10 protein-coding genes are annotated in these 13,897 nt (G+C 45.9%); 7 read left to right on the forward strand and 3 right to left on the reverse strand.

Annotated elements, in window-relative coordinates; translation table 11 throughout:
* Positions 1-92 precede the first annotated feature (92 nt).
* Genes A4R26_RS17125 through A4R26_RS17135 form a run of 3 tightly spaced genes read right to left on the reverse strand, consistent with a single transcriptional unit; the run spans position 93 to position 2,227 of the window.
* Positions 93-1,151, reverse strand: a complete 1,059-nt coding sequence (locus A4R26_RS17125; RefSeq protein WP_081165483.1) for a DNA polymerase beta superfamily protein — start codon at positions 1,149-1,151, stop codon at positions 93-95.
* Positions 1,141-1,902 carry a nucleotidyltransferase domain-containing protein gene (locus tag A4R26_RS17130; RefSeq protein WP_081165485.1) on the reverse strand — a complete coding sequence of 254 codons (762 nt, stop codon included), beginning with the start codon at positions 1,900-1,902 and terminating at the stop codon, positions 1,141-1,143. The genes A4R26_RS17125 and A4R26_RS17130 overlap by 11 nt, the downstream gene beginning before the upstream one ends.
* 1 nt (position 1,903) lies before the next feature.
* Positions 1,904-2,227, reverse strand: a complete 324-nt coding sequence (locus A4R26_RS17135; protein ID WP_081165487.1) for a S24 family peptidase — start codon at positions 2,225-2,227, stop codon at positions 1,904-1,906.
* Positions 2,228-2,765: 538 nt separating this feature from the next.
* Between A4R26_RS17135 and A4R26_RS17140 the strand changes: the two genes are divergently transcribed.
* From A4R26_RS17140 to A4R26_RS17170, 7 genes are all read left to right on the forward strand, one after another.
* The gene (locus A4R26_RS17140) at positions 2,766-3,785 is read left to right on the forward strand and encodes a helix-turn-helix transcriptional regulator (RefSeq protein WP_081166298.1); all 1,020 of its coding nucleotides are present in this window, start codon (positions 2,766-2,768) and stop codon (positions 3,783-3,785) included.
* A gap of 641 nt (positions 3,786-4,426) precedes the next feature.
* The gene (locus A4R26_RS17145; RefSeq protein WP_081165489.1) at positions 4,427-4,837 is read left to right on the forward strand and encodes a hypothetical protein; all 411 of its coding nucleotides are present in this window, start codon (positions 4,427-4,429) and stop codon (positions 4,835-4,837) included.
* 12 nt (positions 4,838-4,849) lie between these two features.
* Positions 4,850-6,031, forward strand: coding sequence for a hypothetical protein (locus tag A4R26_RS17150; protein WP_081165491.1), 1,182 nt, complete (start codon positions 4,850-4,852; stop codon positions 6,029-6,031).
* A 624-nt stretch (positions 6,032-6,655) separates the two neighbouring features.
* Positions 6,656-9,694 (forward strand): SusC/RagA family TonB-linked outer membrane protein, encoded by a 3,039-nt coding sequence (locus A4R26_RS17155; protein WP_081165493.1) that lies wholly within the window; start codon positions 6,656-6,658, stop codon positions 9,692-9,694.
* Between the two features lie 19 nt (positions 9,695-9,713).
* Positions 9,714-11,378: a RagB/SusD family nutrient uptake outer membrane protein gene (locus A4R26_RS17160; protein ID WP_133054715.1), complete on the forward strand. Its 1,665-nt coding sequence runs from the start codon at positions 9,714-9,716 to the stop codon at positions 11,376-11,378.
* A gap of 58 nt (positions 11,379-11,436) precedes the next feature.
* The gene (locus A4R26_RS17165; protein WP_081165497.1) at positions 11,437-12,516 is read left to right on the forward strand and encodes a metallophosphoesterase; all 1,080 of its coding nucleotides are present in this window, start codon (positions 11,437-11,439) and stop codon (positions 12,514-12,516) included.
* Positions 12,517-12,535: 19 nt separating this feature from the next.
* Positions 12,536-13,801: an MFS transporter gene (locus A4R26_RS17170; RefSeq protein ID WP_081165499.1), complete on the forward strand. Its 1,266-nt coding sequence runs from the start codon at positions 12,536-12,538 to the stop codon at positions 13,799-13,801.
* The last annotated feature ends 96 nt before the right edge of the window (positions 13,802-13,897 follow it).

Below are 13,897 nucleotides of genomic sequence, written 5' to 3' on the forward strand. Positions count from 1 at the left end.
ACGCTAACGGACTTATCCATAATTGTCAAGATCAAAAAGCAAAGGCATAACCGATCCAAAAACATCGGTTATGCCTTTTAAAAATTACGGGTTTACCCGTATAATGTTTCCCGCATTTGTATTAATGCCAACTCCGCTTTTTCTTTGTCCGGAACTTCGGGTAAGGGACTGTTAAAATAAGCGGCTTCTATACGTGACATCAGTGAATCGGCCATTTCCAACAGGTCGTCATATGGTCGGTCGCCTGCTTTTATGGATAGCAGTTCATCGCGGTTGAACCGTTTTACATTCAGCCTTCCCTGTGTCAATATTTCTTCCGCCACCTGCAACAGCCTGATGGTATGCATCATGTTCTTGGCGTCGTAGCCTTTGCCATGTTCAACATTGCCAAGGTAACGGTGCTCATTCCGCTTTTCTACCCATTCCCAATACTCTTTGTAATCTTTACAATAGGACGAATAGTTTTCGAGGTTAAAGAACAGGTACGCTTTTTCTTTTTCACCCTTCGGTATCGACGATAACGATACTTCGTTGGCCAGTTCGCTGCTCATAATGCCCCTGTAACGGTGAAGGTTCTTTTCGTCATAGAACAGGGCATACAATCCTTTTGTGTGGGCGATGCTTACCAGGCCGCATTGTTCCTGCACAAAATTGTTTTGCAACAGCCACTCCTTTAACGGTACCGATCGATAGCCCTGCATAATGAAACAAAAATCGAGCACCGACTTCCGCACCTCGTCAACCGGGTTCACTATTTTCTTTTTAAAACCTCTCGCTTTTTTTATTTGGGTGAGGGCATACCCCCCAAACGTTTCTTTGCAAAGTTTCGACAGGAACATGTTTACAGGCAGCATGTCCATTACCGGGTGCCGATAAAGGATGCAGTCATCGGGCGATGCCAGTACCTCCAGGATGTTGGGATTGTTCTTTGTAAGCAATTCTACAAAACGTCCCAGCTCATAATACACTTCATCGCTGGTTTCATTACTGATCTGCGGAGTATAATCGAGGCCATAGAATTGCGCTTTAGGCAAATAAAAAACTCCCTTCAGGTCTGTATCGGATGTGGCGGTATTTAGCCCGTATGCCTTACTGCCGCTTATGCATTCGAACAACAGCAATCCCTGCCCCTTTATATCTTTAATGGTCATACTTTGTAATGGTGTTTACAAAGAACTCATCCAGCTTTTCTGCACCGAAAGGTTCTTTTTCAAGCGATTTCGATGCTTCATCGATGCGGGCGAATTCCTGGTCGATATAAGTTTTCAATTCAGCATCTATCTGTATTATAAAGCCTTCTGCGGCGGTTGATTTTCTTGTTATCAACCTGCATACCTGTTCCTGTAAATGCGCCGGCAACAGTGTCATCAACGGGCCAATGGTCATAGGCGCAATTTGTTGTTTTTCGAGGCACCATCTGGCTGCCAGTAACGGCCTCAGAACATAGAACAGTTTTTTGATCGCAATCTCATTGCCATTGGCGATGCCGGCCAACGCACCCTGGGCTATCCCAAGGTAATGATGAATATTCGAACGCCGGCCGAAATAATGCTGGCATAAAGCCCACAGTTCTTCTTTAAAACCTGGCTCCTGCCGGTATATGATGGGCGACTGCAGCCATTCGAACGGCGTAACGTTCGACTTTCGCGTCAGTTGCAGCACTTTTCGAAGGTCCCAGCCATACATATCGAGGTCGCCGTTGATGGCGAAATTCAGGTCATCGGCCCGTTCCATTACCGACAGATAGTATCGATAGGGCCGTACGTAAATAAACCGCACGTCGTAATCGCTGTCGGGTGAGGGAAATCCCCAGCCCCGGCTGCCCGATTCGCAGGAGAACAGAATCTTTATGCCGTTCTCTTTTTCTACTTCCGCGAGCTTATTGGTTATCAGTTGTTTCATATTAATCGGTTTTGAAAATGATCCTGCCCTGGTATTCGCCAAGGATCACTTTGCCATAAATTATTTTCGTCCAACCGTTTTCAAAGCCATGGTTATTGGCGATCAGAAATCCTTTGTTGGTGTCTTTCTTTATCACTTTATGGGCATCGATGTATCTGCCTTTTACTTTGCAGAAAACAATATCACCGATGTTGTAATCGGCCGCTTTTATAAAAGTGAGTAAACTTCCGTTTTTCAAAATGGGCAACATGGAGTTGCCGAATGCTTTTAATTTTCCTGTTCCGGCTACTTCGAGATCGATTTTGAGCCTTTCAAATTTGTTCATGTTCTTTTTAATAAAATGTATCTGTATCAATGATCAGTTCCCCTGGTGAGATTCGAACTCACATACTCATCGCTGAGCTGCATGGCTGTAAATACGCTTCCCTACTTTACTACGAGGTATTTTGGTGCACTGTAAACTCTACCCATAATTTCGCGCAGATATTACGGGATTATCCATACACGCTGCGGTCCCAATTTTACCGCAGGCTTTGCCTTTTAAGCTACAGGGGGATAGAAATTAGATCCGCTGTTCTGCCGGCTGAGCTACCGCTTCGGTTCTCAAAAAACGGTAGTTGAAAAAGTTTATTTGGCTTTGGAAGTAACTTATTCCTGACCGGCTTTTGATATAGCAAATATGCATATGCGACTACGCAGCGTATTTGCGCAAAGCGAATTTATTTTTTAGTTTTTTTTAATTATTTGGAAAACAGTTCAATACATCGGAAAATAAATGAAATGGATAAAAATGATGGCCAAACTGCGCAGTTGAGTTGCGTACTAAAATGCAGGATATTATTTTTACCGCACCAAAACCTTGTATGTCTGTAAATAAACTGGCCCTGATTCGTTATAAGACCATCGACGACTGTTTGCGTAACAGGTATCGGAAATGGTCACTAGATGATCTTATTGAAAAAGTAGCGGATGTGCTGTACGACCTCGAAGGTATTACCACCGGCGTAAGCAAACGCACTATTCAGTCGGATATTCAGGTAATGCGTAGCGACAAACTGGGATACAATGCACCTATCATTGTGATCGACAAAAAGTTCTATTCCTACAGTGAGCCCGATTACAGTATCACCAACGCCCCGGTAAATAAAGCAGATGTAGAGAAAATGAAAGAGATCGTTGGCGTGCTGAAGCAGTTCAACGGGTTTTCTTACTTTGATGAAATGAGCGAAATGATAGCCCGGCTCGAGAACAACCTGCACCGGACCACGCACCATGGGCGTAATTATATTCAGTTCGAGAATAACCAGTTATTGAAAGGGCTGCAGCATATCAATCCCCTGTACCAGGCAATTCTAAATAAACGGTCTCTGCTGATAGAATACAAATCATTCAAGGCGGCCGATTCACAACAACTTATTTGTTATCCTTATCTGCTGAAGGAATACCGTAACCGGTGGTTCCTGATAGTGCGGGCTAAAAAGAAGCACTTGCTGATGACGCTGGCGCTCGACCGCATCATTGAATTTCAGGAACTGATCAAAGAGCCGTTTATAGATGATGATAAAATAGATTTCGATCATTATTTTAATGACCTCATAGGTGTAACAAAGAATGAGCATGAAAAGGCGCAACGGGTGGTGCTGTATATTGACAATTACAACGCACCATATGTGCTCACCAAACCGCTTCATCATTCGCAGCAATTATTGAAGGAGGAGGAGAAAGGCATCATCATAAGGATAGATGTGGTAGTGAATTTTGAGCTGGAACGCGAGATCCTCGGCTTTGGGGAATGCATGAAGGTACTGGCGCCGAAAGCGCTGGCAGCAAAGATCGCCAGGAGGTTAGGCAAGGCGTCGGAGGGTTATAAAGCCATTGAATGATTATTCGGGCTTCGATGTAAATACTTTAGGGAGAATCTATTGCCTGTTCAATTGTACACCCGTTCAGTTGAATTTCCGCACTTTTCAATTTAGTTACCACACAGTTTAATTGAATTGCCGCACGATTCAATTGATTTGCCGCACGGTTTAATTCAATTACCGCACGGTTCAATTGAATTGCCACACAGTTCAGTTTAATTAAAAGCACGATTAATTCAATTATAAGAACGTTCAATTGAATTCAATAGTGCGGGAATTGAATTGGATGTCTGTTCGGTTCAATTGTATGGATGGCCTTTTGACGCGGCTTTCCCCAATAGTATTTATAAGTTACACTCATGTTACAAGGGGCCGAATAGTTCATGTTTAAATTACATGATCGTTCGGTCTCTTTTTAATTAAAGGGTGGGCGCTCCGCAGCCCGGAGGACGCACCCTTTTGTGTAACGGGAAGGGGCGCGCTTCAGGAGGGCTTACCCTTTTGTGTTAAGGTACCGGATCTTTATAAAGTTTAGCTTTGAACAGCGTATCGGTTTACCGTTATAGCGTGGCTTTGTGCAAAAATCTTTAAAAAATAGCCGGTTTATCGGCCACTAATAAGCGTTATGTTTTGTAGCTTTAATCATCACTAAACACCATCCCATGGCTAAAACTTCGAAAAAAGCAAAGCCTAAGCCTAAGCCCAGATCGATACCTTCTACAAATACCAAAACCAATACTAAAACCATGACCTCATCTTCTCAGGGCCTTACCGCCGGTTCGCCGGATGCCGAAGACGCCCCGCATTCACAATCGATAGATGTTTCCTTTACATTTACCAGCGGCATAGGGCAGGCCACGGCAGTGCTTTTCCGCAAAGGTGTTTTGATCAACATGCAAAGCATCAGCAAAAGCGGTAACGTCAATTTTTCGGAAGTGCAAAGCGGCGATGTGATCTCCGTGAATGGCATTTGCGCCGGGAAAGCAAACGTTGTTATCAATACCCCCACTACTCCCGCCACACCCGAACAATTCAACTCGGGCCTTATCATTTCAGGTTATTTAATTAATTAATAAAAAGGTAATATGACAGGGAAAATTTCCGTGCTTACGGTAGGGCTACTTGTATGCCTGTCCGTACCTGTGGTTGCGCAAAAGAAAGTGGCCAACCCGGTGCTTACTGCCGACTCACTGGCTACCGGTAACTATAAAGATGTGTTAAACAGCTTTTTTCAACTGGCTTTCGAACGCATGACCAGTCCCACCAAAGAACTCAAATTCACCGGTACCCCGTTTGCCGTTATGGCCAAACTCGATACTGCCTTGCTGGTTGATACATTGTATACCAGATACAGAACACTCCGGAATATCAACTATACATTCGCGCTACGGCTCGATACTTCTTTTAAGTTCGATGGTTTTGCTTCCGGAATAAAATATGCGATCATCAATAAACGTGATGAAACCGTTTCAAGGGCATTCCTCGAATTGGTTAAGAACAATGCCAAAGCAAAACAGCTATTTGCATTGAACGATCTCATTCTTGCAAAGATCTCTGCCATGGCTAACCCCGCTCCCGCCATGCTGGAGTATACCGATTTCAGAAGGGGTATAAAGAATTTCAATGCGTTGAGCCAGCCATTGCGCGATACTATTCTTGCGGTAGCTGCCAGCAGCGATGCAACCCGCGGCCTGGGTGAAGCATTAAAGCGCAACAGTAACTTTAACCTCGCCGAAACCGCAGATAGTATTTATAACGACCTGCGTACAAACTTCAATAAAAACCTGTTGTGGACGGTTGGCGTAACCGATACTACTTACAGGAACCAGTTTGTATTTTCCAATATCGTGATCCATACCGAGTTGTTAAAGGGACTGAATAAATTCGCCGAAACAAAAAATGACGTTGAGTTGAACATCCGCTCGGCCTTGCAGTTGACAGATGACACACTGCAGCTTAAAAGAGATCTGAAACGGGCCATCTTTAGTTTTGAACCCGGTATCAATGTGGCTATCAAAACAAAACATACCCAAAAGAGCTGGCTCGAAATAAAATTCAGCGGTGCTTATTATTATAATTTCAGTGAGCTGTATGCCAATGAGGAGCGCAACCGGTTGTTTTTTAACAGCACCATCCGTGTGAGGATCATGAATAATATATGGGTGCCGTTTGAAATAAAGTATGACCCGAAGAACGGAAATTTGTTTGGGTTCATCAATGTGCGGGCGAACTTCAAAGCCCTTCACGGAGCGGCGAAGCAGCTGTAGGCTGAATGTAAGAATGAAGTAAGTTGACGGGTTGACGAGTTAACTAGTTAACAAGTTAACTCGTCAACTTGTTAACAATGGTCTCCAAGAGGTCAGTAGCGTCTAAGCCTTTACTGCCTTAAAAAAACCGAAGCTATATAATATAAGGTTGGTGTACTCACCAGCCTTTTTTTTGTGGCCCTGAGCTAAGCCGAAGGGCCTGGGTACGATGTCGAATATATTCAAACGGCCACTCCTCCCCATTTCCCCCCTCCCAATTCCTGCATCCCCCGGTTTGATGTTTAAATAACTTTAATTATGTTTCAATTGGTTCGCCGTTTAATTTAATTTTAATACTTCCTGACCGTGAATTCCGCTAATTTTAAACAGTTGAAAATAAGCCGGAAAAACCGGGTGAATTTGGGTAATACAATGTAACTCATTTAATTTCAATTAAATAAAAATGTTAACATTGGCGTTTTAATTTGATATTATTTACTTAACATTGTGCTTTAATTATCTTAAAATACATTTAATTCCTTTGCCGAAACTAAATGTATTGTTATGATAAAGAAAATAAGACAGCTAACACCCGGCGCAACGAAACGATTGTTCACTGATTTTATCACCTTCTAACCTTGCTATATGAGATCAGGTTCTTTCTTCAGGCAGCTACTGCTGCCCACTGTATTTGTGGTAAACGCACTTTTTCTCCTGTTGGGTTCACCTGCAATAACGATGGCCCAAACCAAAATGCCGGTAAAAATTGAAGGGCAGGTGCTCGATGATAAAGGCGTTCCGCTTTCGGGCGTAAACATTACCATCAAAGGCGCCAGTTCGGGAGTGGCCACCGACAGGGATGGAAACTTCAGTTTGGAAACAACGGAAAACGCTACCCTGGTATTCTCCTCTATTGGCTACGTTACGCGCGAGATCGCGGTAAAGAACGCTACAAAAAACCTTTCCATAAAATTGCAGCCAGCCAGTAATACTTTAAACGATGTGGTAGTGGTTGGTTATGGCACACAGCGAAAAGTAAATCTTACCGGTTCGGTTGAAAGTATCAATTCGGCCCGCCTCGCCGACAGGCCGGTAACCCAATTATCAGCCGCATTACAGGGCATCGCTCCCGGTGTTACCGTAACAACCACCACCGGCGCTCCCGGCAGTGATGCCGGCACCATCCGCATTCGCGGTATCGGCACATTGAACAATGCCAGCGCGCTTGTTTTGATCGACGGCATTGAAGGTAACATGAACGAGCTCGACCCGAACATGATCGAAAGCATTTCGGTGCTGAAAGACGCCGCCTCTTCGGCCATTTACGGGTCACGTGCCGCCAATGGCGTTTTGCTCGTTACCACAAAAAGAGCGAAAGGGGAAAAGCTTACCATTACCTACAATGGTTATATGGGTAAACAACAGGCTACCAATCTCCCCGATAAAGTAGATGCGCTCGACCATATGCGCCTGTTGAACTTAGCTTATAAAAATACCGGTTTAACGCCCGTTTTTACCGATGCCCAAATTGAAAAGTATAGCCAGGAAATGTTGAACAACCCCGATCTGTATCCCAATACCGACTGGCAAAAGGAAGTGCTTACGGGTTCAGGAATGATGCAGAACCATTCGGTAGGCATCAGCGGTTCGTCGGGAAAACTGCGTTTCCTTACTTCTCTCGGCTACCTGAAACAGGATGGTATAATAAAAACATCTTCCTACGAACGATATACCCTGCGGAACAATGCCGATGTAAAGTTCAGCGACAAGGTGAGCATGAAGATGGACCTGCAGTTGATCAACCGCACCACAACCCAGCCGGGCCGCGGTCTTGAGAATGTTTTTTCCCAGATGAACCGTATACCCGCCATTCAGTTGGGCCGGCTCACCAATGGCAAATGGGGCGAAGGCTGGAATGGTAACAACCCCATTGCCATGGTTGAAGACGGCGGGTTCAATAAAGAAAATACACTGAGCCTGCAGGGAAATTTACAGTTGAGCTACCGGCCTGTTGACTGGTTGACGGCCGAACTGGTAGCCGCTCCGCGTTTTGTAAATGTATATGGCGATAAATTTATAAAAGCCGTTACTACGTATACCGGTGCAGGTTCCATTGCATTTACCCAGCCTGCAAAAACTGAAAAGACCAACACCAATGAACGCTCCTGGTATGGTAATTACCGCGCCAGTTTTACGGCCGATAAAGTTTTTGGCGAACACAGCGTAAAATGGTTGCTGGGTGCATCGAAAGAAACTTCTCATTATTCAGATTTCAGCGCTTTCCGCGATAATTACCTGTTCCCCGATTACACCGTGATTGAAGCCGGGGATAAAAGTAACCAGCAAACAACAGGCAGTGCAACCGAATGGGCTTTGCAAAGTTTTTTCAGCCGGATCAATTATGACTACAAGGGAAAATATTTGTTTGAGGCCAATGGCCGCTACGATGGCACATCCCGTTTTGGCAAGGGCCATAAATGGGGTTTCTTTCCTTCTTTCTCGGCCGGCTGGCGCATCAGCGAAGAAGCGTTTATGGATAACCTGCGCGGGGTGCTCACCAACCTGAAGTTCCGCGCTTCGTGGGGGCAACTGGGTAACCAGCTCATCGGTAACAACTACAATTTCGCATCCAACATATCTTTAGGTTCCTATGCCATAAACAACCGGGTTGTTTCCATCGGTGCATTAACCGATATGAACAATGCGCTGATGACCTGGGAATCTACCGACATGACCAATGTGGGGGTGGATGTAACGTTGTTCAATAACCTGTCCATCACAGCCGACTGGTACCGGAAGATCACGAACGACATCCTGCTGATTTTAGATATTCCTTTGTACATCGGTTTGAACGCACCTTATCAGAACGCAGGTAAAGTAAGTAATGTTGGCTGGGAGTTAGGCATCAATTACAATGGCCATGCCGGAAAAGATTTCACCTACGGCATCAACTTCAATATTTCCGATGTAAAGAATAAAGTGCTCGATCTGAAAGGCATCAGCACCACGGGGCTCAGGCAGAACCGCGAAGGCTATTCCATCGGTTCTATCTATGCGCTGGAAGCCGATGGGTATTTTCAATCGCAGGACGAAATTAATGACCACCCTGCACAGGTTGGCGTGCTGGCGCCCGGCGATATCAGGTATGTAAACCAGAATAAAGACAATATCATCAACAACGAAGATTATAAAATAATCGGTGGAACCATTCCGCGTTACACCTATGGCCTTAACCTGAATGCAGCCTACAAAGGGTTTAGCTTTAATGCCTTTTTGCAGGGCGTAGGCAAGGCCAATGGATATTTATACTCCTATGCCATTCAGCCATTTTATAGCGGTGGCACAGCGCATGAACAACATAAGGATTACTGGACCGCAGAAAATCCCAACGCACTATTTCCCCGCCTTACCTATAACGACGGCGGCAACAACTACCTGCCTTCCAGCTTCTGGATGAAGAACGCGGCTTATCTGCGCCTGAAGAATATTCAACTGGGTTACACCTTGCCTATCTCACTTATCAGCAAATGGGGAATGAACGCCGTGAAAGTATATGTAGGCGGACAAAACCTGCTTACCCGCGATAAATTCTGGAAAGGATACGATGTAGAAACGCCGGTAGGTACAGGTAATGCCTACCCGCAGGTAAAAGTGTATACCGTTGGCCTGGATATCAAATTCTAAACATCCTTATTTACAAATTATGAAACGTACTACAACTATTATATTGTTTGCCGGCATAGCCGCAGGAATTACGGCCTGTAACAAATCGATCGATAAGCTGCCGCTCGATAGTCCGTCTTCTGAATCATTTTACAAAACAGCAGCGGAAGTCGATATGGGCATACTGGGTTGTTATAAATCGCTGAACTGGGAATTGAAATCGAACCGGCCCTGGCCCGTTATGCTCGATAATGCTACCGATGTAAGCTGGAACCGGAGCGCGCATGCGGTGCAGGAACTGGGCAACGGTACCGCTACCAGTGCCAATAGCTCCTCGGAAATTGCCTGGACGCAGTGTTATAAATCAATTGGCCGTGCCAACTTTTTACTGGAGAATATCCACCGCTCAAAAGAGCTGATCAGCGACGCTTACTATAAGCAGGTGATCGCCGAAGCCCGCTGGATAAGAGCGTTCAATTACATGTTGCTTGCCGAATTATTTGGTAACGTACCGCTGGTAACAAAAGTGTTAACGCTCGAAGACCCTATTCTGTCGAGAACGGCAAAAGCGGAAGTAGTAAGTTTTATCTTAAAGGAACTCGATGAGGCTACGCCCGACCTGCCGGCATCGAATGTTGGCATAACAGGCAGGGCTACCAGGGTAGCAGCCCATGCATTAAAGGCAAGGGTGGCCCTGTATAATGCACAATGGCAAACGGCGGCCGATGCGGCCAATGCGGCAAGAGCCATTGGTAAATACGGGTTGTATGATAATTATGGCAACCTGTTCAATTATACCGGTGAAACCAGCAAAGAACAGATCTTCTCCCTGCAGTTCATGAAAGGCATTATCGTACATTCGAACAGTAATTTCCTTTCATCACGTTTGGCAGGCGGTGTGGCAAATGAAGTGCCTACCCAGCAAATGATCGATTCATACGAGTGCACCGATGGTCTTACCATCGATAAATCGCCGCTGTACGATCCATCAAAACCTTTTGAGAACCGCGATCCCCGGCTGGCTATGAGCATCGCGCTGCCGGGCAGTATATATTACGGCTTTCAGTTTGAAACGCACCCCGACAGTACAAAGGTGTGGAACTACAACGTAACGCCCGCAGCCCGGGTGCCCAATACCGACGCTACCAATGTATACGCCACTTTCACCGGTTATATGTGGCGTAAATGGACCGATATAAAAGACAGGACCGACGACGAGAACTGTGAAGGCGATATTGTGCTCTTTCGTTATGCAGAACTGCTGCTGACCTATGCGGAAGCAAAAATTGAAAACAACCAGATCGATGAATCGGTTTATAAAGCATTGGATTCGGTTCGTGTAAGAGCGGGCATGCCGGTAGTACCGCGTGGACAAACACAGGCTTATTTGCGCTCGCTGGTACGCCGCGAACGTAAAATAGAACTGGCCAATGAAGGCCTGCGGCTGTTCGATATCCGCCGCTGGAAAATTGCAGAAAAAGTAATGAAAGGCACCAGATATGGCCGCAGCAGAACAACCTGGCTTACCGCAGCGCCAACACTCGATGAAAACAGTACGCCCGATTACAGCAACGTATCAAATGCAGGTGTTATGCGGGTCATAGAGAATATGGTGTTCAACCCGGATCGCGATTATCTGTGGCCCATTCCTACTTCCGAAATTCTGACCACGAAAGGATTAATAACACAAAACGATAACTGGTAGGAAGGGGAAAATATGATAATGTGATAATGAATACAAAGTGTATAAGTTAATTGGTTTTATGATGAAACAGTTTGCCCTTTGTTTGCTGATGCTGCTGGCTGTTGCTACAGGGTTTGCTCAGCAAACAGACAGTACGCAGCCCGCTCTCAGTGATCCCAATGCGTGGTCGGTAATTGTGTTGCCCGATCCGCAGAATTATGTAAAGTACAAACGCAATCATCCCCTGCTCGATATTATGATGAACTGGATCGATGAGAACAGAGAGCGGCTTCATATAAAAATGGTATTGTGCACCGGCGACCTGGTTGAGCACAATGATATCACGAACCCCGATGGAAAAAAAATGGACCAAACCGGTTTGCAGCAATGGGAAACCATTGCTGCTGCCTTTGGTAAGATCGATGGCCGCATACCGTATATAGCGGCGGCAGGCAACCATGATTACAATATTTTCAGCTATACCCACGCGCCCAAACACACTAACTACCCCCAATTTTTTACGCCTGAAAAGAATACGCTTAACAAAAAAATGCTCAGGGAGTATACAAACAATCCCGATAATACGCCCAGTCTCGAAAACTCCTGTCTTGAATTTACCTCACCGCAAGGCAAACCGTTCCTGTTTATGACCGTTGAATTTGCCCCGCGAGATACCATTTTGCAATGGGCAAAAAAAGTAGTGACCCAGCCCAAATATAAAAACCATACAGTGGTATTGCTTACCCATGCCTATCTCAATTATAAGAACGAACAAATGAAAACGGCGAAGTACGATCTGGAAGATGCGAATTATGGGGCGGCCATTTGGGAGAAGCTGGTAAAACCGGCCGGTAACATTCAACTGGTGGTATCGGGTCATATCGGGGAGAAAGACAATGCGCGCAAACACGTGGGATTCAGAACCGATAAGAACGATGCCGGCAGGAACGTACAGCAAATGACCTTCAATGCGCAGGCTATGGGCGGCGGTCATTATGGCAATGGCGGCGATGGCTGGCTGCGGATAATGGAATTTATGCCCGATGGAAAAACGGTACATGTAAAAACATTTTCACCCTTTTTTGCCATGTCGCCCGGTACAAAACACCTGGCCCGGCGCAGGGAATCGTTTGATGAGTTTTCTTTTGAACTGAATTGATTGCTATAAAAAGAACTTAATGCCTGCCACAGAACAAAAAAAGAATTGGTTTGAAGATAATCGCCGCTGGTTCATAGTGGGGATCATTTTTGTAACGATCGTGTTTAATTATGTCGACCGGCAAATGGTGTCGATATTGAAGCCATTGCTGAAAAAAGAGTTTACACTTGATGACAGCGGTTATGCGGTTATCGTAAACATCTTCACCATTTGTTATGCCATTATGTACCCGGTATCGGGTTGGCTGGTTGATAAATTCGGCGCCGGTAAAGTCATGTTGTATAGCATCATACTCTGGTCGGTGGCCTGTATCGGTGGTGGTATCAGCAGAACGGTAGTGCAGTTTGGCTTTTTTCGCGGTATGCTCGGCATGGCCGAGCCGGCCAATTTTCCTGCACAGTTAAAAACCGTTACCGTATGGTTTTCGGGTCGGCTGCGGGCAACCGCCAACAGTCTTTGTGTGGCGGGCAGTTCCATTGGCGCCATCATAGCCCCGCCATTGATCGCCTGGCTAACGATTGCGTTCAGCTGGAAAACGGCGTTCATCATTTGCGGAAGCGTAGGGATAGTGATAGCCCTGCTGTGGAAAATGATCTATCGCAAACCCCCGGTTGAAGTAACAAAAGAAGTGATGCAGGCGGAAGGCCGCGATGCAGGAGAGCAGTTTACCTGGCGTCAGTTATGGACAACCCAAAGTTTGTGGGGGGTGCTGCTGATCCGTTTTGTAAGCGATCCCGTTTGGTATTTCTGTTTGTTCTGGCTGCCGGGTTACTTGCAGGAAGGCTCGGGGCTTACCCTGGCGCAGATCGGTTTGTTTGGCTGGATCCCGTTCTTGATTGCCGATGCAGGCAGTATTGCCACCAGCGCCTGGAGCGATAAAATGGTGCGGGCCGGAAAGCAGCCTTTGCGCGCCCGCAAGATTATGTTAACGGCCACTGTGGCCATAGCGCCATTGTGTGCATTCATCAATTATTTACCAGGTGCGGTGAGCACCCTGGTTGTATTCAGCCTCATTGCCGTGATGGCCCTGAGCTGGCTGGTATCGCTGAGCGTGGTGGTGGCGGAAGCATTTCCTGTGCATAATGTGGCAAGCGTGCTGGGCATAGCCGGCGGTTTTGGCGCATTCGGCGCGGTGTTGTTCAATTATTATGTAGGCCAGATGATAGGTAAACTTGGCGCAGGAAATATTTTCATGATCATGGCTATCCTGCACCCGGTGGCAGCGATGCTTTTATGGTTCATGGTGAAACGGGAGAAGGTGAAGAATGTGAAACGTGAAACGTGAAACGGCAAGCCTCTGCGCGGCCTTCTTCGGCAATCGGCAATAATTTCCGGCGGTGCAAGGTCGTAAATGAAATCTGAATAATCGCGACGCCATTCA

Source organism: Niastella populi, from assembly GCF_002078015.1.
Lineage (GTDB): Bacteria > Bacteroidota > Bacteroidia > Chitinophagales > Chitinophagaceae > Niastella > Niastella populi.

Excerpts from the sequence above, each read along its gene's own strand:
- A4R26_RS17125 (WP_081165483.1), bottom strand. The coding sequence starts at position 1,151 with ATGACCATTAAAGATATAAAGGGGCAGGGATTGCTGTTGTTCGAATGC.
- A4R26_RS17130 (WP_081165485.1), bottom strand. The coding sequence starts at position 1,902 with ATGAAACAACTGATAACCAATAAGCTCGCGGAAGTAGAAAAAGAGAAC.
- A4R26_RS17135 (WP_081165487.1), bottom strand. The coding sequence starts at position 2,227 with ATGAACAAATTTGAAAGGCTCAAAATCGATCTCGAAGTAGCCGGAACA.
- A4R26_RS17140 (WP_081166298.1), top strand. The coding sequence starts at position 2,766 with ATGTCTGTAAATAAACTGGCCCTGATTCGTTATAAGACCATCGACGAC.
- A4R26_RS17145 (WP_081165489.1), top strand. The coding sequence starts at position 4,427 with ATGGCTAAAACTTCGAAAAAAGCAAAGCCTAAGCCTAAGCCCAGATCG.
- A4R26_RS17150 (WP_081165491.1), top strand. The coding sequence starts at position 4,850 with ATGACAGGGAAAATTTCCGTGCTTACGGTAGGGCTACTTGTATGCCTG.
- A4R26_RS17155 (WP_081165493.1), top strand. The coding sequence starts at position 6,656 with ATGAGATCAGGTTCTTTCTTCAGGCAGCTACTGCTGCCCACTGTATTT.
- A4R26_RS17160 (WP_133054715.1), top strand. The coding sequence starts at position 9,714 with ATGAAACGTACTACAACTATTATATTGTTTGCCGGCATAGCCGCAGGA.
- A4R26_RS17165 (WP_081165497.1), top strand. The coding sequence starts at position 11,437 with ATGATGAAACAGTTTGCCCTTTGTTTGCTGATGCTGCTGGCTGTTGCT.
- A4R26_RS17170 (WP_081165499.1), top strand. The coding sequence starts at position 12,536 with ATGCCTGCCACAGAACAAAAAAAGAATTGGTTTGAAGATAATCGCCGC.